This is a genomic window from Tsukamurella conjunctivitidis (assembly GCF_007858475.1).
GTDB classification, from domain to species: domain Bacteria; phylum Actinomycetota; class Actinomycetes; order Mycobacteriales; family Mycobacteriaceae; genus Tsukamurella; species Tsukamurella conjunctivitidis.
The window spans coordinates 526,272-542,273 of record NZ_VIGX01000002.1; the positions used below are offsets into that span (position 1 = coordinate 526,272).

The 16,002-nt window shown below is 70.9% G+C and carries 18 protein-coding genes; 6 read left to right on the forward strand and 12 right to left on the reverse strand.

Features of this window, described 5'->3' with window-relative positions:
* Positions 1-4 precede the first annotated feature (4 nt).
* The 4 genes from FK530_RS06565 to FK530_RS06580 are packed head-to-tail and all read right to left on the reverse strand — an operon-like array spanning position 5 to position 3,380.
* Positions 5-1,609: a peptide chain release factor 3 gene (locus FK530_RS06565; RefSeq protein WP_231706516.1), complete on the reverse strand. Its 1,605-nt coding sequence runs from the start codon at positions 1,607-1,609 to the stop codon at positions 5-7.
* A gap of 43 nt (positions 1,610-1,652) precedes the next feature.
* The gene (locus tag FK530_RS06570) at positions 1,653-2,195 is read right to left on the reverse strand and encodes a GNAT family N-acetyltransferase (RefSeq protein ID WP_146486199.1); all 543 of its coding nucleotides are present in this window, start codon (positions 2,193-2,195) and stop codon (positions 1,653-1,655) included.
* Entirely contained in the window at positions 2,192-2,770 is a 579-nt protein-coding gene (pth, locus tag FK530_RS06575; RefSeq protein WP_146486200.1) for an aminoacyl-tRNA hydrolase, read from the reverse strand. Before pth ends, FK530_RS06570 begins: the two co-directional genes overlap by 4 nt.
* A gap of 4 nt (positions 2,771-2,774) precedes the next feature.
* On the reverse strand, positions 2,775-3,380 hold the full coding sequence (locus tag FK530_RS06580; RefSeq protein ID WP_146486201.1) for a 50S ribosomal protein L25/general stress protein Ctc: 606 nt from the start codon (positions 3,378-3,380) through the stop codon (positions 2,775-2,777).
* Positions 3,381-3,616: 236 nt separating this feature from the next.
* Between FK530_RS06580 and FK530_RS06585 the strand changes: the two genes are divergently transcribed.
* The 4 genes from FK530_RS06585 (at position 3,617) to FK530_RS06600 (ending at position 7,113) form a co-directional block, all read left to right on the forward strand.
* The gene (locus tag FK530_RS06585; protein WP_158645036.1) at positions 3,617-4,063 is read left to right on the forward strand and encodes a limonene-1,2-epoxide hydrolase family protein; all 447 of its coding nucleotides are present in this window, start codon (positions 3,617-3,619) and stop codon (positions 4,061-4,063) included.
* Positions 4,064-4,100: 37 nt separating this feature from the next.
* Positions 4,101-4,919: an LLM class F420-dependent oxidoreductase gene (locus FK530_RS06590; protein ID WP_146486203.1), complete on the forward strand. Its 819-nt coding sequence runs from the start codon at positions 4,101-4,103 to the stop codon at positions 4,917-4,919.
* Between the two features lie 20 nt (positions 4,920-4,939).
* A complete protein-coding gene (locus tag FK530_RS06595) occupies positions 4,940-5,773 on the forward strand; it encodes a dienelactone hydrolase family protein (protein WP_231706517.1) in 834 nt (277 codons plus the stop codon).
* Positions 5,774-5,910: 137 nt separating this feature from the next.
* Positions 5,911-7,113 carry a GGDEF domain-containing protein gene (locus FK530_RS06600; protein ID WP_146486205.1) on the forward strand — a complete coding sequence of 401 codons (1,203 nt, stop codon included), beginning with the start codon at positions 5,911-5,913 and terminating at the stop codon, positions 7,111-7,113.
* Here FK530_RS06600 and FK530_RS25775 read toward each other — a convergent pair.
* Genes FK530_RS25775 through FK530_RS06615 form a run of 4 tightly spaced genes read right to left on the reverse strand, consistent with a single transcriptional unit; the run spans position 7,110 to position 11,689 of the window.
* A complete protein-coding gene (locus FK530_RS25775; RefSeq protein ID WP_158645037.1) occupies positions 7,110-7,271 on the reverse strand; it encodes a hypothetical protein in 162 nt (53 codons plus the stop codon). The genes FK530_RS06600 and FK530_RS25775 overlap by 4 nt on opposite strands.
* On the reverse strand, positions 7,268-9,811 hold the full coding sequence (locus FK530_RS06605) for an ATP-dependent Clp protease ATP-binding subunit (protein ID WP_146486206.1): 2,544 nt from the start codon (positions 9,809-9,811) through the stop codon (positions 7,268-7,270). Before FK530_RS06605 ends, FK530_RS25775 begins: the two co-directional genes overlap by 4 nt.
* Before the next feature lie 54 nt (positions 9,812-9,865).
* Positions 9,866-10,660, reverse strand: a complete 795-nt coding sequence (locus FK530_RS06610; protein WP_146486207.1) for a family 1 encapsulin nanocompartment shell protein — start codon at positions 10,658-10,660, stop codon at positions 9,866-9,868.
* A 3-nt stretch (positions 10,661-10,663) separates the two neighbouring features.
* Positions 10,664-11,689, reverse strand: coding sequence for a Dyp-type peroxidase (locus tag FK530_RS06615; RefSeq protein ID WP_146486208.1), 1,026 nt, complete (start codon positions 11,687-11,689; stop codon positions 10,664-10,666).
* 149 nt (positions 11,690-11,838) lie between these two features.
* Here FK530_RS06615 and FK530_RS06620 point away from each other — a divergent pair, with 149 nt between their 5' ends.
* Both FK530_RS06620 and FK530_RS06625 read left to right on the forward strand, forming a co-directional pair.
* Positions 11,839-12,030 carry a hypothetical protein gene (locus FK530_RS06620; RefSeq protein ID WP_126194823.1) on the forward strand — a complete coding sequence of 64 codons (192 nt, stop codon included), beginning with the start codon at positions 11,839-11,841 and terminating at the stop codon, positions 12,028-12,030.
* 24 nt (positions 12,031-12,054) lie between these two features.
* Complete coding sequence (locus FK530_RS06625; protein WP_146486328.1) at positions 12,055-13,083, forward strand: FUSC family protein; 1,029 nt, start codon at positions 12,055-12,057, stop codon at positions 13,081-13,083.
* 33 nt (positions 13,084-13,116) lie between these two features.
* Here FK530_RS06625 and FK530_RS06630 read toward each other — a convergent pair whose 3' ends face one another.
* The 4 genes from FK530_RS06630 to FK530_RS06645 form a co-directional block, all read right to left on the reverse strand.
* Complete coding sequence (locus FK530_RS06630) at positions 13,117-14,295, reverse strand: NAD-dependent formate dehydrogenase (RefSeq protein ID WP_146486209.1); 1,179 nt, start codon at positions 14,293-14,295, stop codon at positions 13,117-13,119.
* 133 nt (positions 14,296-14,428) lie between these two features.
* On the reverse strand, positions 14,429-15,316 hold the full coding sequence (locus FK530_RS06635) for a LysR family transcriptional regulator (RefSeq protein WP_146486210.1): 888 nt from the start codon (positions 15,314-15,316) through the stop codon (positions 14,429-14,431).
* 9 nt (positions 15,317-15,325) lie between these two features.
* On the reverse strand, positions 15,326-15,667 hold the full coding sequence (arsC, locus tag FK530_RS26320; protein WP_146486211.1) for an arsenate reductase (glutaredoxin): 342 nt from the start codon (positions 15,665-15,667) through the stop codon (positions 15,326-15,328).
* A 26-nt stretch (positions 15,668-15,693) separates the two neighbouring features.
* A complete protein-coding gene (locus tag FK530_RS06645) occupies positions 15,694-15,996 on the reverse strand; it encodes a DUF1905 domain-containing protein (RefSeq protein WP_146486212.1) in 303 nt (100 codons plus the stop codon).
* Positions 15,997-16,002: the final 6 nt, after the last annotated feature.

Genomic DNA, 16,002 nt, shown 5'->3' on the forward strand with positions numbered 1-16,002 from the left:
AGGGTCAGTCGGCAGCGGCGACCAGGGGGTCGAGTGTGAGCGCGGGGTGCTCCTTCTCGATGTACTGCAGCCGCCACTTGTCCGAGAACAGGGCCAGCAGCGCACCGTCGTTGCGTTCGAAGACCTCGACGCCGCGCTGCCGGTTGAGCTCGTCGGCGCTGGCGGAATCGGTCCGCCGCGCGACGGAGTAGCCGAGGTGCTCGACCTGCACGTCGACGTTGAACTCCGTCTTCATGCGGGCGACCACCACCTCGAACTGCATCGGCCCGACGGCGGCCATCACGGGCGAGGCGTCGCCGCGGACGTCGTTGCGCAGCAGCTGCACGACGCCCTCGGTGCCCAGTTGCTCGATGCCCTTGCGGAACTGCTTGTACTTGCCCGCCGAATCGGCGCGGACCACGGCGAAGTGCTCCGGTGCGAACGACGGGATCGGCGGGAACTGCACCTTGGCGCCGTCGTAGAGCGTGTCGCCGGGGGCGAGCGCGTTGGCGTTGACGAGGCCCACCACGTCGCCGGGGTAGGCCGTCTCGACGGTCTCGCGATCGCGGCCGACCACGGTCATCGCGTACTTCGTGGCGAAGGGTTTACCGGTCTGCGCGTGCTGGACGACCATCCCGCGCTCGAACTCGCCGGAGACGATCCGCATGAACGCCAGGCGATCCCGGTGCGCGGCGTCCATACCGGCCTGCACCTTGAAGACCACGGCGCTGAACGGATCCGTGACCTCGCGCAGCGTACCCTCGGTGCTCTCCCGCGAGTGCGGTGCGGGGGCCAGCTCGACCAGCGCCTCCAGGAGCTGTCGCACACCGAAATTGAGGATCGCCGAGGTGAAGATCACCGGGGAGGTCTGCCCCGCCAGGAACATCTCCTGGTCGTGCCCCTGCCCCATCTCCGTCATCAGCTCGGTCTCCTCGACCGCCTCGGCCCAGACGTCGCCCTCGCGGTCGAGTGCCGCATCGGTCGAAAGATGTTCCTCGGGAGCGATCTTCGCGCCGCCGGCCGTGCGCGTGAAGTGCACGTACTCGTCCTTGCGCACATCGCGCAGGCCGCGGAAGTCGCCCGCGATGCCGACGGGCCAGAACAGGGGAGTGGGCGTGAGGCCGATGCGCTCGGAGATCTCGTCGAGCAGCTCCAGCGGCGTGCGACCGGGCCGGTCCCACTTGTTGATCACGGTGATGACGGGGATCCCGCGGTGCCGGCACACCTGGAAGAGCTTGAGCGTCTGCGGCTCCAGTCCCTTCGCGGCGTCGATGAGCATCACGGCCGCATCGACCGCCGTCAGCACGCGGTAGGTGTCCTCGGAGAAGTCGGCGTGCCCGGGGGTGTCGACGAGGTTGATCACCGACGGCTCGGCGTCGTCGTCGGCCCCGGACGAGGTGTAGTTGAACTGGAGCGCGGTCGAGCTCACCGAGATGCCGCGCGCCTTCTCCATCTCCATCCAGTCGGAGACGGTCGACTTGCGTCCGGCCTTGCCGTGGATCGCGCCCGCCTCGTTGATCACCCGGGCGTGCAGCGCCAGGGCCTCCGTCATCGTCGACTTGCCCGCGTCGGGGTGGCTGATGATGGCGAAGGTGCGGCGGCGGGAGACCTCGTCGGCAATGGAACTCACGAGGAACCAGTGTACCCGTATCCGCAGGTAGAGCGTGTCGCGGTCAGGCGGGGCGGGAAAGCGCGTAGACCACGTGGTCCGGCGGGTCGACGGGGTTGTCGGGTGGGATGTCGACGTGGCCCACGAGGGTGAAGCCCGCGCGCTCCAGGGCCCGCCAGGAGCGACGGTTCCCGGCGGCGACGGCGACCACGACGCGCTCCCCACCGAGTGCGGAGAAGATCTCGGTGCACATCGCCGCGATCATGGCCGTGCCGAGCCCGCGGCCGGTCGCGGCGGGGGAGCCGATCAGGTAGTCGACGCCCCAGTCGGCGGGACCGAGCGCGACCAGCGAATCGACCGCGACGGTCTCCGGCTCGTCCGCGTAGTCGATCCACCGCTGCCGCTGGATCAGCCCGAACGGGACCCCGGCACCGTCGAGCCCGAGCCAGTCCTGGGAGGGCTCGAGGCCGTCGACGGAGGGCCCGAAGTCGCGCTCGACCGCCTCGGGGGAGGTCTCGTGGTGCCACCACCGCCGGTTGTGCGGCTCGGCGAGCCACGACGCGAGGAGTGGAAAGTCCGCGCGCGTGACCCGCCGGAAGGTGATCACCAGGCGTGCACCGTGTTCTGCGCGGACTCGAGGCCGTCGCGGATCAGCAGTTCGACGGCATCGGCGGCGTTGGTCACGAGGAGGGGCACCTCGGGCTTCTCCGCCTTGGCGAAGGGCTTGAGCACGTAGTCGGCGGGGTCCTGGCGGCCCGGGGGGCGCCCGATCCCGGCCCGCACGCGCAGGTAGTCCTTCGTGCCCAGGTGCTGAGTCAGCGAGCGCAGCCCGTTGTGGCCGCCCTCGCCGCCGCCGCGCTTGAGCCGGACCAGGCCGAAGTCGATGTCCAGCTCGTCGTGCACGGCGATGACGTCGGTGGGCTCGACCGAGTAGAACCGGGCGAGCGCAGCGGTCGGCTGGCCGGACAGGTTCATGAAGGACTGCGGCTTCGCCAGGTACACCTGGCGGCCGACGAGCCGCGCGCCCGCGACCTCCGCGCCCGACTTCTTGTGTCGGGAGTAGGAGGTGCGGGCGCGCGATGCGAGCTCGTCGACCACGTCGAAGCCGATGTTGTGCCGGGTACCGGCGTACTTCTCGCCGGGGTTACCCAGCCCCACGACGATGAGTGGCCGGTCGGTCATCGAGTTACTCGGCAGCCTCGGCGGCGGCGTCGCCCTCGGCCTCGTCCTCGGACGGGGTGTCGGCGGCGGCGATCTCGGTGATGTTGATGATCAGCGCCTCGGCGTCGGTGAGCACGGTGACACCGGCGGGAACCTTCAGGTCACCGGCGGTGACCTGGGTGCCGACCTCGAAGTTGTGCACGTTCACCACGATGTTCTCGGGGATGTTCAGCGCGTCGGCCTCGATCTCGACCTCGTTGAGATCCTGCGCGACCTGGGTGCCGCCGGCGGGCTCGCCCTCGACCAGGACGGGCACGGAGACGGTGACCTTCTCGCCCTTCTTGATGACGAGGAGGTCGGTGTGCTCGATGTAGTTGCGCAGCGGGTGCACGACGACCTGCTTGGTCAGCGCGAGCTGCTCCTTGCCGTCGATGTCCAGGCTCAGCACGGCGTTGGTGCCGTCCTTACGGAGGATGGTGGCGAAGTCGCGGGCGACGACGGTGAAGTGCTGCGGGTCGGTGCCGTGGCCGTAGAGGACCACGGGGACGAGGCCGTCGCGGCGGGCGCGGCGGGCGGCGCCCTTGCCGAACTCGGTGCGGACGGTGGCGACGAGCTTGTTGGTGTCGGACATGATGCTCCTGAAGTGCGGTGGATCGGCCTCGACGTCGTCGAGGCGGTCCGCACTGCGCCACGCGGATCCGCGGGAGGAAGTGCCGTTCGCGTCGATCACGGCGGCCTGGGCCGCCCTCGCCGAGAAGGTCGTCGCACAGTCTACCGAACCCCCCGCTCAGGAGCGAAATCGAAGCTTCGCCATTACGTCATGTCCAGTTCGTGCGGCGTCCACGCCACATGGGCACCATCGATCACGTGAACAACGCCCCGCTGTGGTCTCCGCAGGACGTCGCGGAGCGCTTCGTCGATGCCCTCGGCAGTGGCGACTACGACATCGCCGAGCGGCTGCTGGCGAAGAACGTCGTGTACCGGCGCACCGGCGGCCGACCCCTGCGCGGGCGTGCGGCGATCGCCCGCCACTTCCGCTGGCATGCGCGGACGCGGGTCGCGATGCAGGCGGTGCTGTTGACGTCGGAGCAGTCCGGCTGCGCGGCCGCGGTGACCGAACGGGTGACCGCCCTCGTCTGCGGGCCGCTGCGCCTCCAGTTCCAGGTCCGAGGCACCTTCGAGGTGGCCGGCGGACGCATCGTCGCCTGGCGCGACGAGGCCGACGTCCGGGCGGTCGTGCGAGCGGCCGCCCGCGCGATCGCGGGCGCGGTCTACGCCCCGGCCCGGCCCACCCTTCCGCGCGCGGTGATCTGAGGGGAAGGATCGCGCCCCGGCCGGTGTTGCACCGGCCATGACGACTCTGGGCAGGTTGGGTATCTGGCGCGGCGCGACACAGGTCGACGGTGCCTTCGCGGCGCGGGCCGAGGAACTGGGCTACGGCACGGTGTGGCTGGGCGGTTCGCCCGGTGGCGACCTCGCGGTGGTGGACCCGCTGCTCGACGCGACCGAGAACCTCGTGGTCGCGACCGGCATCCTCAACATCTGGCAGGACGACGCGCGGTCGGCGGCCGCGGCCTTCCACCGCATCGAGACGAAGTATCCCGGCCGCTTCGTGCTCGGGATCGGTGCCGGCCACCGTGAGGCCACCGCCGACTACCGCACCCCGTACCAGGCGCTCGTCGACTACCTGGACGTGCTCGCCGCCGAGGGCGTGCCGAAGGCGCAGACGGTGCTCGCCGCGCTCGGTCCCAAGGTGCTGCGCCTCGCCGCCGATCGCACGGCCGGCGCGCACCCGTACCTGACCTCGCCCGAGCACACGCGCAGCGCCCGCGAGATCCTCGGCGACGGCGTGCTGCTCGCACCCGAGCAGAAGGTCGTCCTCGACGAGGACGAGGCGCGCGGGCGGGAGGTGGGCCGCAAGACCGTCGACTTCTACCTCCGGCTGCGGAACTACGTCGCCAACCTGCGGCGACTCGGCTTCGACGATGCCGACCTCGAGCGCCCCGGTAGCGATCGCCTCGTGGACGTCCTGGCCGTGCACGGTGACGGCGACGCGATCGCCGCGGGCGTGCGCGCCCACCTCGACGCGGGCGCCGATCACGTCGCCGTGCAGGCGCTCGGTGACGACCCCTGGCCCGCGCTCGAAGCGGTCTCCCAGCGCCTGCGCTGAGGGTGGGGCACGATGGGCTCGTGGACCTCACAGCCGTAGCAGCCGCCAACCTCGCCGACTTCTCCCAGGAGTCCTTCACCGACGCCGGCGTCACGCACGACGTCTACCGCAAGGGCTCCGGCCCCGCGGTCATCGTGATCGCCGAGATCCCGGGCATCACCCCGAAGGTGCTCGACTTCGCGCGGAAGGTCGTCGACGCGGGCTTCACCGCGGTGCTGCCGCACCTGTTCGGCACCCCGGGCCTCGACGCCGCCAATCCCAAGGCGATCGGCTACGCCGGGACCGCGAAGAACATGGCGAAGCTCGCGGGCTCGCTGTGCGTGAGCCGCGAGTTCACCATCCTCGCCACGGGCAAGTCCTCACCGGTGGTCGTCTGGCTGCGAGCGCTCGCCCGGCAGGAGCACGAGCGGTGCGGCGGCAGGGGCGTCGGCGCGGTGGGCATGTGCTTCACCGGCGGATTCGCGCTCGGCATGGCCGTCGACGACGTGATGCTCGCGCCCGTGCTCAGTCAGCCCTCGCTGCCCTTCCGCCCGATCCCCGGCACCGGCCGCACCATCGACATCTCCCCGCAGGACCTCGACACCGTCAAGGTCCGCTGCGCCAAGCAGGGCCTCAAGGTCATGGGCCTGCGCTTCAAGCGCGACTTCATGGTTCCCGGCGAGCGCTTCGACTTCCTCCGCGAGCAGCTCGGCGACGGCTTCGTCGCCGTCGAGATCGACGACGCCGCTGCCAACCCCGACGCGCTGACTCCACCCCATTCCGTGCTCACCGAACACCTCATCGATGAGCCGGGACAGCCCACCCGCCGGGCACTCGACGACGTGATCCAGCTCTTCCGCGACACCCTGGTCTAGGAGGCGCTCCGCCCGCCATCCGGGGGTTTGAGGCCCACGCGCAGGGTCCGTGCTGTTCAGGCGACCTTCCCATAACGGTCAAGAACAGTTTTACGTGTCATTACCAAGCATTTACTCTTGCTACCCTCGGCGGCATTATGGAGATCCCTGGGGACCATCCCGGCCGCACCGGCGACGAGCTCGGCCTGGCGTTCAACCGGTTGCGGCGGCACGCCGTCGTCAGCGACTTCGTCTGGCGGTACTCGGTGGCGGGGTTCACGGTGTGCGTCGGGCTCTTCGGGGTCGCCATGATCTTCACCCCCGAAGGAGCCGGTGAATCGACGGCCCGGGCGGTGGCTCTCGGCGCCCTGTTCCTCTCCGGCGTCCCGGCGGCCTTCGCCGTGAGCCGCCTGCCGATGACGTCGCTGTGGTGGAATCCGTGCCCGCGCCGGAAGCTGATCAGCACGCTGTTCGTGCTGTACGCGGACATCGTCGTCACCAGCATCCTGGCGTTGTACAACAGCCCGGCGGCGGGGCTGGCGGGAACCGTCCTGTTCGCCACCGTCGGCGCCTACGCGGCGCACTTCCTGACCACGCGCACACTCGCAATGCACCTCGTTGTGTCGAGCGTCGTCATCGTCTTCCTGGGCGTCCGGGTCGTCCAGGTGTACGGCGCGACGCCGCTCGCCGTGAGCGCGCAGGTCGCCGTCAGCATCCTCGGCATCGGTGGTGTCGTGGTCCTCAACTACCTCTACACCTGGCAGATCAAGCAACTGATCCGGGCCAGCCTCACGGCGTCGTCCACGGACGCGATGACCGGCCTGCTCAACCGGACCGGGTTCCGCGATGCGGTCGACGAGATGTTGCGGTCCAGCACGGGGCGCATCGCGGTCTGCATCATCGACGTCGACCGCTTCAAACTCATCAACGACGTGTACGGGCATCTGGCCGGCGACGCCGCTCTGCGCGCGGTGGCGACAGCGCTGCGGCGATCCGGCGCGCCGGATGCGCTCGTCGCCCGGATCGGCGGCGACGAGTTCGCGATCGTATCCGGGCTGCCCGGCCGCGAGCTCGAGCGGAGCCTCGCCCAGGTGCAGGCGAGACTGCCCACGCTGGCGAACGGGGAGCGGGTGTCGATCAGCGCGGGCATCGCCGCGGCGGACCTCGCGGGCGCCGGCCCCCTGCAGACCTTCGACCAGCGCGGCAGGTTCTTCTCCGCGCTCGCCGCGCGGGCGGATGAGGCGCTGCGGGGCAGCAAGGAGTCCGGGGGAGAGCGGGTCACCGTCCACCGGCCGGGCCCGGCGCCGGATCCTCCGTCGGGCCGACCGCCGGGCGGTGCCGCGGGCGCCGCACAGGGCTAGGAGAGCCCCTCCTCCTCGGCGAGGACGCCCTCGTCGTCCCCGTCGAGGTCGGCGCCCACGGCTTCCCGGGCGTCGAGCTCCGCCCGCTGTGCCTCCGCCGCCGCCTCGGCCGGCGTCTCCGCCAGCTGCGAGAGATCGGGATCGTTCGGCGTACTCATTCCAGTCGCTCCTTCTCCGTCGTGGTCCCGCCACCGTCGGCGGGCAGGGAGCCCTCCGAGACGGAGCCGTCCGCGTGCTTCTCCACGACCGCGAGCACGAGTCCGTCGTCGTCGGCGTCCACGCGCACGGTGTCGCCCGCGCGGACGTCGCCACGGAGCAGCATCGACGACAGCCGGTTGTCGAGCTCCTTCTGCACCGTCCGCCGCAGCGGACGGGCGCCGAACTGCGGCTGGAATCCCTCGTCCGCCAGCCAATCCTCGGCCTTGCCGGTCACATCGAGCTCCACGTCCTGGGCGCGCAACAGGCGCCGGGTGCCGTCGAGGATCAGCTCGACGATGTTGCGGAGCTGCGCCTTGTCGAGGCGGTGGAAGATCACGGTGTCGTCGATGCGGTTGAGGAACTCGGGGCGGAAATGCGCCCGCAGCCGGTCCTTGACCTTCGGGATCACCGACTCGAAGTCGTCCTCCGGCGCGTCGAGGATGAGATCGGCGCCGATGTTCGAGGTCAGGATCACGATGGTGTTCTTGAAGTCGACGGTGCGGCCCTGCGCGTCGGTCACCCGGCCGTCGTCGAGCAGCTGCAGCAGCACGTTGAAGACGTCGGGGTGGGCCTTCTCGACCTCGTCGAACAGGATCACCGAGTACGGCTGGCGGCGCACCTTGTCGGTGAGCTGGCCGGCCTCCTCGTAGCCGACGTACCCGGGAGGCGCACCCACGAGGCGGGAGACGGTGTGCTTCTCCTGGAACTCGCTCATGTCGAAGCGGATCAGTCGGTCCTCGTCGCCGAAGACCGTGGCGGCCAGGGCCTTCGCGAGCTCGGTCTTTCCCACACCCGTCGGGCCGAGGAACAGGAACGAGCCGATGGGCCGGCTCGGATCCTTGAGGCCGGCGCGGGCGCGGCGCACCGCCTCGGCCACGGCGAGCACGGCCTCGTCCTGGCCGATCACGCGGTCGTGCAGGTCGTCCTCCAGGCGCAGCAGCTTCTCGCGCTCCTCGGAGGTCAGGTCCGCGACGGGGATCCCGGTGCGGCGGGAGACGACCTCGGCGATGTCGACGACGGTGACCTCGGGCTCGGCCTCGCTGCCGCCCGCGCCCGCGAGCCGTCCCTCGGCGTCGGCGATCTTCTCCTTGAGTTCGTCGGCCGCCTTGTAGTCCTCGCCCTCGACCGCGCTGTCCTTCTCGCGGCGCAGCGCGGCGAGCTCGTCCTCGATCGAGCGGGTGTCCGCGTCGGGGGTCTTGGTGCGCAGGCGGACCCGGGCCCCGGCCTGGTCGACGAGGTCGATCGCCTTGTCCGGCATGAAGCGGTCGGTGATGTACCGGTCCGAGAGCTCCGCCGCGGCGACGAGCGCCGCGTCCTCGTAGCGCACCTGGTGGTGCTCCTCGTACACGTCGATGAGGCCGCGCAGGATCTCGATGGTGTCGTCCACCGACGGCTCGCTCACCATCACCGGCTGGAAGCGGCGCTCGAGGGCGGCGTCCTTCTCGATGTACTTGCGGTACTCGTCGATCGTGGTGGCGCCGATGGCGTGCAGCTCGCCGCGCGCCAGCGCGGGCTTGAGCATGTTGCCGGCGTCCATGGATCCCTCGCCGCCACCGCCGGCGCCGATGATCGTGTGCAGCTCGTCGATGAAGACCACGAGCTCGTCCGAGTGCTCGCGCACCTCGTCGAGCACCTTGGTCAGGCGCTCCTCGAACTCGCCGCGGTACTTGCTGCCCGCGACCATCGAACTCACATCGAGCGCGACGACCCGGCGGCCCGCGAGCGTCTTCGGCACGTCGTCGTTGACGATGCGCTGTGCGAGGCCCTCGACGATCGCGGTCTTGCCGACGCCGGGGTCGCCGATGAGCACGGGGTTGTTCTTGCGGCGGCGCGAGAGGATCTCGATGGTCTGCTCGATCTCCTCGGCGCGGCCGACGACCGGGTCCACCTTGCCGGCGCGGGCCTCGGCGGTGAGGTCGCGGCCGTACTCGTCGAGCGTCGGCGTCGAACTCTCCTGCTGCGGAGCCTGACCCGCCGCGCCCGCCCTGCCGGCCTTCCCGGGCTTCCCCGGGGCCTGTCCGGCGGCCATTCCCCCTCCGGAGAGTGCCTGCGCGGCCACGGTGTCGGGGTTGTCGGCGATGCCGAGCAGGATGTGCTCGGGGCCGACGTAGGACTGCCCGTTCTGCGCGGCGTACTGCTGCGCCACCCGCAGCGCGCGGCGCGAGGCGGGGCTCAGCGACGGTGCGCCGTCCATCGCGGCGGGGTTCGTGCTCGCCTGCGCGGCGGCCCGCATCGCAGCGGCCACGGTGTCCGGGTCGAGTTTGAGCCGGGAGATCACGTCGCGCGTGGGCTCGTTCATCGCCGCCGCGTAGAGCATGTGCTCGGGGGTGATCTCCGGGTTGTCCCAGTCGGACGCCGCGACCTGGGCCTCGGCGAGCAGGGCCTTCGCCTGCTCGTTGAGGAGGCGGTTGAGGTCGACCCGCGCGGTGGCCGGCCGGCCCCCCGAGTTGCCGAAGAACCGCTGGAAGATGTCGTCGAAGACGCCGTCGAGTTCACTCATGGGAATGCCTTTCTTCGGTGATCGGAGGGGAGGTCGAGCGCGGGTCCTCCGCGGTCAGGTCAGGGGAACCGAGGCCTCCGCGGTGTAGGAGAGGAAGGTGAAGGTCTCCTGCAGGTACAGCTGCACGGTGTCGGCGTCGTGACTGAGGTAGCCGATCTCGACGTCGGTGCCCAGGCGCAGCTCGTAGTCCCCGCCGCGGGTGGTCAGGACGAAGCCGCCGTCGATCGCGGGCGCCCAGATGATCTCACCGTCCACCAGCCGCTTGAGCTGTTCCCGGATCGGGTAGCCGTGGTCGGTGGTCTCGCTGATCGAGGTGTAGACGTCGGCGGAGAGCAGCACGGAGTACGGCCCGTCGACGCCCGCGAGGCGCAGGTCCTCGAGCGCACTCGCGACGGCGTCCGGCACGTCGACCGGGTCGCTCGGCAGGGCGATCGCCTTGTTCGACGAGGAGGCCCGCAGGCCCTCGATCGACGCGGCGGCGTAGCCCTCGAAGACGGCGCGGTCCTCGGCGTAGGCGAGCTGCTTCGCCGCGTCCTTCACCGGATCCCAGTCCGCGTCCTGCGCGCCGCGCTCGACCGAGTCGATCGCGTCCCGCGAGACGGTGAAGGGCACGCGCAGGCGCACGAGCGGGCGGCTCTCGCGCAGGCGGGCCTGGACGCCCGCGGCGGGGCCGTCGACGGGGAGGAGGCGACCGGTGCCGACCGCGGCGGCCTCGGGTCCGTCGGGGCCGGTGACGTCGACGACGCGGCGGCCGGCGATGTTCCGCTTGAAGGTGCGGGATGCCTCGGTCTCGATCTCCTCCCAGGCCTCGGGGGTGACCGGCGCGAGGTGACGGTGCAGGTTGTTCATGACTTACCTTTCCTTGAGGCCGCCGATGCCGAGCGAGCCGTCGGCGGGGGCGGGCGTGGTCGATCCGGTCGGGTCCGCCGCGGCGGCGGGGGTCGGGAGATCGGGCGGTGCGTCGAGCCAGTCGCCCGACGGGGTGAAGAACAGGCAGCCCGTGTGTGCCGTCGAGAAGTCGAGGATCCGATCGGTGTTACCGGCCGGATCGCCGAGGAACATGTTGCGCAGCATCTGTTCGGTGACGCCGGGGTCGCGGGAGTAGCCGATGAAGTACGTGCCGAACTCGCTCGTGCCGAGCTCGCCGAAGGGCATGTTCTGCCGCACGATCTGCAGCTGCTCTCCGTTCTCGTCCTCGATCACGTTGAGCGCGATGTGCGAGTCCGCGGGCTTCACGTCGTCGTCCATCTCGATGTCCTCGAGCTTGCTGCGACCGATCACGCGCTCCTGCTCGTCCACGGAGAGCGCCCGCCACGCCGACATGTCGTGCAGGTACTTCTGCACGTGCACGTAACTGCCGCCCGCGAAAGCGGGATCCTCTTGTCCCACTTGGGTCGCGGTCACGGCCGCGTCGCCCTCGGGGTTCTCCGTGCCGTCGACGAAGCCCAGCAGGTCGCGGTTGTCGAAGAACCGGAAGCCGTGCACCTCGTCGACCACCGTGACCGCGTCGCCGAGCGCGTCGAGGATCCGCCAGGACAGCTCGAAGCACATGTCGAGGGTGCTGGCCTTGACGTGGAACAGGACGTCGCCCGGGGTCGACGGTGCGCTGTGCCGCGGACCCTCGAGCGGGATGAACGGATGCAGGTCCTTGGGCCTGGGGCCGGAGAACAGGCGGTCCCAGGCGTCGGAGCCGAACGAGGTGGTGAGCGACAGATGCTTCTCGGGGTACCGGAAGCCGACCGAGCGGGTGAGTCCGGAGAGATTGTCGAGCGCGTCGTGGACGCGGTCCTCCCGCCCCCGCTCGATCGTCGCCACGATGAACATCGCGGCGTGGGTCAACGGCGAGATCACAACTTGATTCGGGACCACGATTTTCACCCTAACTCAGGTCTGGACGGTGTGGCGGAGTAAGAACGATCGGTCCACCGGACCGCGAAATGCCGCGCGTGCGATGATGGTCCGTGCACGTCCGTCGATACCGTTTCGACGGTAACGGGCGTTGTTCACACGACTGGAGGGAGCCGACCATGACGTGGATCGCAGTGGTGGTGCTGGCAGTGGCGGCGCTCGCGGGTGTGGTGGCCGCGTGCGTGATCTCGACGCCGCGCCGGCCCGCCTCGGACGCGACCTACACGACGAACGCACTCCTCGCCGCCGGCGCGGTCAGCGGCGCCGCCGTGTGTGCGATCCTCGCCGCGGTGTTCGCCGCGTACGCGTAGCCCCGCGTGCGGCGTCCGGTGGAGATGCGCGTCCCCGATCGCTACCGGCCCGACCTGCGCGACGGCGGGCACGCGCTCCGCGTCGCGATCGCGCTCCTCGTCCCCGGCCTGGCGCTGATCGCCTGGGGGCGGCCGGAGCTGCTGATCTACGCCGAGTTCGGCGCCTTCGCGGGCATGTACGGGCGCGGCGAGTCCGGGCGGCCGCGGATCGTGCACCAGGTGCAGGCCGGCGGCCTGCTCATCGCGGGCGAAGCCCTCGGCATCACGCTCGCCCATCATCAGGCGCCGCCCTGGGTGCTCGTCGCCGTCGGCGTCGTCTTCGCCACGGTCTGCTCCGTCCTCTCCGATGCGGTGCGACTGCGCCCCGCCGGGCCGTTCTTCTTCCTCTTCGCGATGGGTGCGACCGCGACGCTGCCCGCGGGGCTCGCCCCGCCCTGGCAGGCGCTCGCGATCTGCGCCGCGACGGTCGTCTTCGCGATCGTGGTCGGCGCGATCGGCCGTCCGGATCCTTTTCGGGGCAGGCCCTGGTGGGACGGGATCGCACTGGTTCTGCGCCGACCCGCGCCGGGCGTGGGGATCCACGCGCTGCGCTACGCGCTCGCCGTCGGTCTCGCGGGCGGGGTGGGTGTGCTGATCGGTGTCGATCACGCGAACTGGGCGATGGCGGCCGCCGCCGTGCCGCTCGCGGTGATCGACGCGGGGAGGCCCTCCGACGCGGAGGCGGGACTGGTGATCACCCGCGCGACCCACCGCACCATCGGGACCTTCGTCGGGCTCGTGATCGCCGCGGCGCTGCTGGCCCTGGACCCCGGGCCCACCGCGCTGGCGCTCGTGGCGATCGCGCTGCTGTTCCCGACGGAGCTGTACATGGCGCGTCACTACGCCGTCGCGATCGGCTTCTTCACCCCGTTGATCATGCTGATGACCGAGCTGGCGGACCCGACCGATCCGGTGCGGATGCTGCTCTACCGCGGCGTCGACACCGTGATCGGCGTGGTCGTCGGCGTCGCCGTCGCGCTCCTGGTGCGGAGCCCGGCCGAGCGGCGCGGCTGAGCCGTCGCCGGGCCGGGCCCGCACCGCCGGCGATCAGGCCTGCGCGCCCGGGCTGGCGGAACCGTCGGCCGTGTAGGAGCTCGCCCCCACGCCGGCCAGCGCGCCGCCGTCCACGATGAGGTACTCGTCGCGGATCGGGGAGCCGGCGAAGAAGTCCTCGAGGATCTCCCGGGTGCCCGCGGCGTACCGGGCCTGCGCGGAGAGCGTGGTGCCGGAGACGTGCGGGGTCATCGCGTGGTGCGGCATGGTGCGCCAGGGGTGGTCGACGGCCGGCGGCTGCGGGAACCAGACGTCGCCGGCGTAGCCCGCCAGCCGCCCCGACTCGAGCGCGGCGACGACGTCGTCGCGGACCACGATCTCGGCACGGGCGGTGTTGACGATGTAGCTGCCGCGGCGCATCGTGGCGAGCAGGTCGGCGTCGAACATGTGATAGGTCTTCGGGTGCAGCGGGGCGTGGATGTCGACCACGTCCACCGAGCGCACCAGCGACTCGACGGACTCGTGGTACGTCAGGTTCAGCTCCCGCTCGAGCTCCAGGGGCAGGCGCCGAGTGTCGAAGTAATGCAGGCGCACGCCGAAGGGCGCGAGGCGGCGCATCACGGCCTGGCCGATGCGGCCCGCGGCGATGATGCCGACGTCCATGCCCTCGAGGTCGTACGCCCGCTCGACGCAGTCGGCGATGTTCCAGCCGCCCTCGATGACCCACTGGTAGGAGGGCACGAAGTTGCGGACCAGAGTGAGGATCTGCATCACCGCGTGCTCGGCGACGCTGATCGAGTTGCTGTAGGTGACCTCGGCGACAGTGATCCCGGCCTTGATCGCGGCATCCAGATCGACGTGGTCCGAGCCGATGCCGGCGGTGAGGGCGAGCTTGAGGTTCGGGGCCTTCGCGATCCGCTCGGCCGACAGGTAGGCGGGCCAGAAGGGCTGCGAGATGACGACCTCCGCCTCGGCCAGATGCCGCTCGAACTCGGGACCGTCCTTGTCGGAGGTGACGACCAACTCGTGGCCGGCGGCCTCCAGGTACGTCCGCAGCCCCAGCTCGCCCGAGACGCAGCCGAGCAACTCGCCGGGCGTGAAGTCGATGGCCGCGGGGGAGGGGAGGCTCTGGCCGCCGGGGTAGGCCTCGATCAGCGGGATGGAGTCGCGGGCGTACTCGGGCGGGTAGCCCGTCACCGGGTCGGGATACAGGACACACAGGATCTTCGCCATGATCACTCCTTGAATGGGCGAGGGGGAGAATGGATTTCGTCCCTCGGTATCCACCTTCGCGCGTTCGGGAGTGCACGTCCAATACGGGTGTCCGCTCGCCCGATAGGCGGCGCCGATCACCGCAGGCGAGGGCTCAGCCGGGGCGCTGCGCGCTCTCCGCGAGGGCGCGCGCGAGGACCGATTCCGGCTCGCCCGCGCCGCGCACGAGGGCCACGGAGGTGGCGAGTTCCTCGGTCCCCTCCAACTCCACCGTCCGCGTGCCCGACGGTGCGCGGTACGTCGCGATCCACGCGCGCGGCACGATCGAGGCCCACCGTCCGGCGCCGACCATCGCGAGGAGCGTGGCGACGGAGTCCGCCTCCAGTCGGGGCGACAGGCGCACCCCGTGCGCGCGGGCCGCCGTGTCGACGAGGTCCCGCCCGTGCATGCCCTCGTGCAGCAGGCACATCGGCAGCTGCGCGGCGTCCGCCCACGCGAGGCGGCCGTCACCGTCGGGGAGCAGATCCTCGCGAGCGATCAGCGCGAGCCGATCGGTGTAGAGCGGCGTCACCGACAGCCCGTCGATGTCGACGCCGTCCGGGTAGACGATGCCCGCGTCGAGCTCGAAGCGGCGGATCCGCGCGACCACGTCGGCGGAGCGCAGTCCCGCCCACACCCGGATGCGGACCAGCGGGTGTGCGGTGCAGAACGGGTCGGTGAGCAGCGCGGCGGAGGTCGCCGCGGCGGGGATCACGCCGAGGTTCAGCTCCCCGGTGAGACCGGTGCGCAGAGCCGTGACCTCGTGTTCGAGGGCGTCGCGATCGGCGAGGATGCGCCGCGCCCACGGCACCAGGCGTTCGCCCTCGGGCGTCAGGCCCTCGAAGGACCCGCCGCGCAGCACGAGCGGCACCTTGAGCTCGTGCTCGAGCTTGCGGATCGCCTCCGACAGCGCGGGCTGCGAGACGTAGCAGGCTCTCGCCGCCCGCGCGAAATGCTGCTCGCGCGCGAGGGCGACGAAGTACTCGAGCTGCCGGAAGAGCATCGTCCTCCGCTACAGGATCTCGTCGACGGCCTCGGTGGGGCGGGCCATGCGGGTTCCCTTGGCCGTGACCACGAACGGACGCTCGATGAGCCGCGGGTGCGCGACCATCGCGTCGAGCAGGGCGTCGTCCGACGCGTCGGCGAGGCCGAGCTCCTTGTACTCCGCCTCGCGGGTACGGACGGCCTGCCGGACGGTGAGCCCGGCGTCGGCGATCAGCTTCGCCAGCTCGGCCTTCGACGGGACCTGGTCGAGGTACTTGACCACCGTCACCGTCGCGCCGGACTCCTCCAGCCGGGCGAGCGCCTGGCGGGACTTGCTGCACTTCGGGTTGTGGTAGATCGTCGCGTCCATACCCGCCAATCTAGTCCGTGGTCGCGTCACCCCCGCACCGCGAGGTCCACGTCGACGGTGTCGCCGATGTCCACGCCCTCCGCGATGCGGACGGCCTTCTTCAGCGGCAGTACGTAGGTGCGGCGCGCCGCGTCCGGAAAGACCGAGGTATCCCAGCTCGTACCGCCGATGGTGACGGAGACGCGAACGCTCCCGAACCCGGGCTTCGAGCGGTCGACGGTGTCGTCGATCTCATCGGCCAGATGGTTCGGGAGCGAGACGAAGCGGCAGGCGGCGAAGACCTCCGAGAGCCATATCTCGGCCCGGAACGTGCCCCGGAGGCCCGCCACGAAGGA

Bases quoted from the DNA above. Each gene is read 5' to 3' on its own strand.
- pth (WP_146486200.1), bottom strand. From the start codon at position 2,770: ATGACCGACCGGCCACTCATCGTCGTGGGGCTGGGTAACCCCGGCGAG.
- FK530_RS06580 (WP_146486201.1), bottom strand. From the start codon at position 3,380: ATGTCCGACACCAACAAGCTCGTCGCCACCGTCCGCACCGAGTTCGGC.
- FK530_RS06590 (WP_146486203.1), top strand. From the start codon at position 4,101: ATGACGACTCTGGGCAGGTTGGGTATCTGGCGCGGCGCGACACAGGTC.
- FK530_RS06600 (WP_146486205.1), top strand. From the start codon at position 5,911: ATGGAGATCCCTGGGGACCATCCCGGCCGCACCGGCGACGAGCTCGGC.
- FK530_RS25775 (WP_158645037.1), bottom strand. From the start codon at position 7,271: ATGAGTACGCCGAACGATCCCGATCTCTCGCAGCTGGCGGAGACGCCG.
- FK530_RS06605 (WP_146486206.1), bottom strand. From the start codon at position 9,811: ATGAGTGAACTCGACGGCGTCTTCGACGACATCTTCCAGCGGTTCTTC.
- FK530_RS06610 (WP_146486207.1), bottom strand. From the start codon at position 10,660: ATGAACAACCTGCACCGTCACCTCGCGCCGGTCACCCCCGAGGCCTGG.
- FK530_RS06620 (WP_126194823.1), top strand. From the start codon at position 11,839: ATGACGTGGATCGCAGTGGTGGTGCTGGCAGTGGCGGCGCTCGCGGGT.
- FK530_RS06625 (WP_146486328.1), top strand. From the start codon at position 12,055: ATGCGCGTCCCCGATCGCTACCGGCCCGACCTGCGCGACGGCGGGCAC.
- FK530_RS06630 (WP_146486209.1), bottom strand. From the start codon at position 14,295: ATGGCGAAGATCCTGTGTGTCCTGTATCCCGACCCGGTGACGGGCTAC.
- FK530_RS06635 (WP_146486210.1), bottom strand. From the start codon at position 15,316: ATGCTCTTCCGGCAGCTCGAGTACTTCGTCGCCCTCGCGCGCGAGCAG.
- arsC (WP_146486211.1), bottom strand. From the start codon at position 15,667: ATGGACGCGACGATCTACCACAACCCGAAGTGCAGCAAGTCCCGCCAG.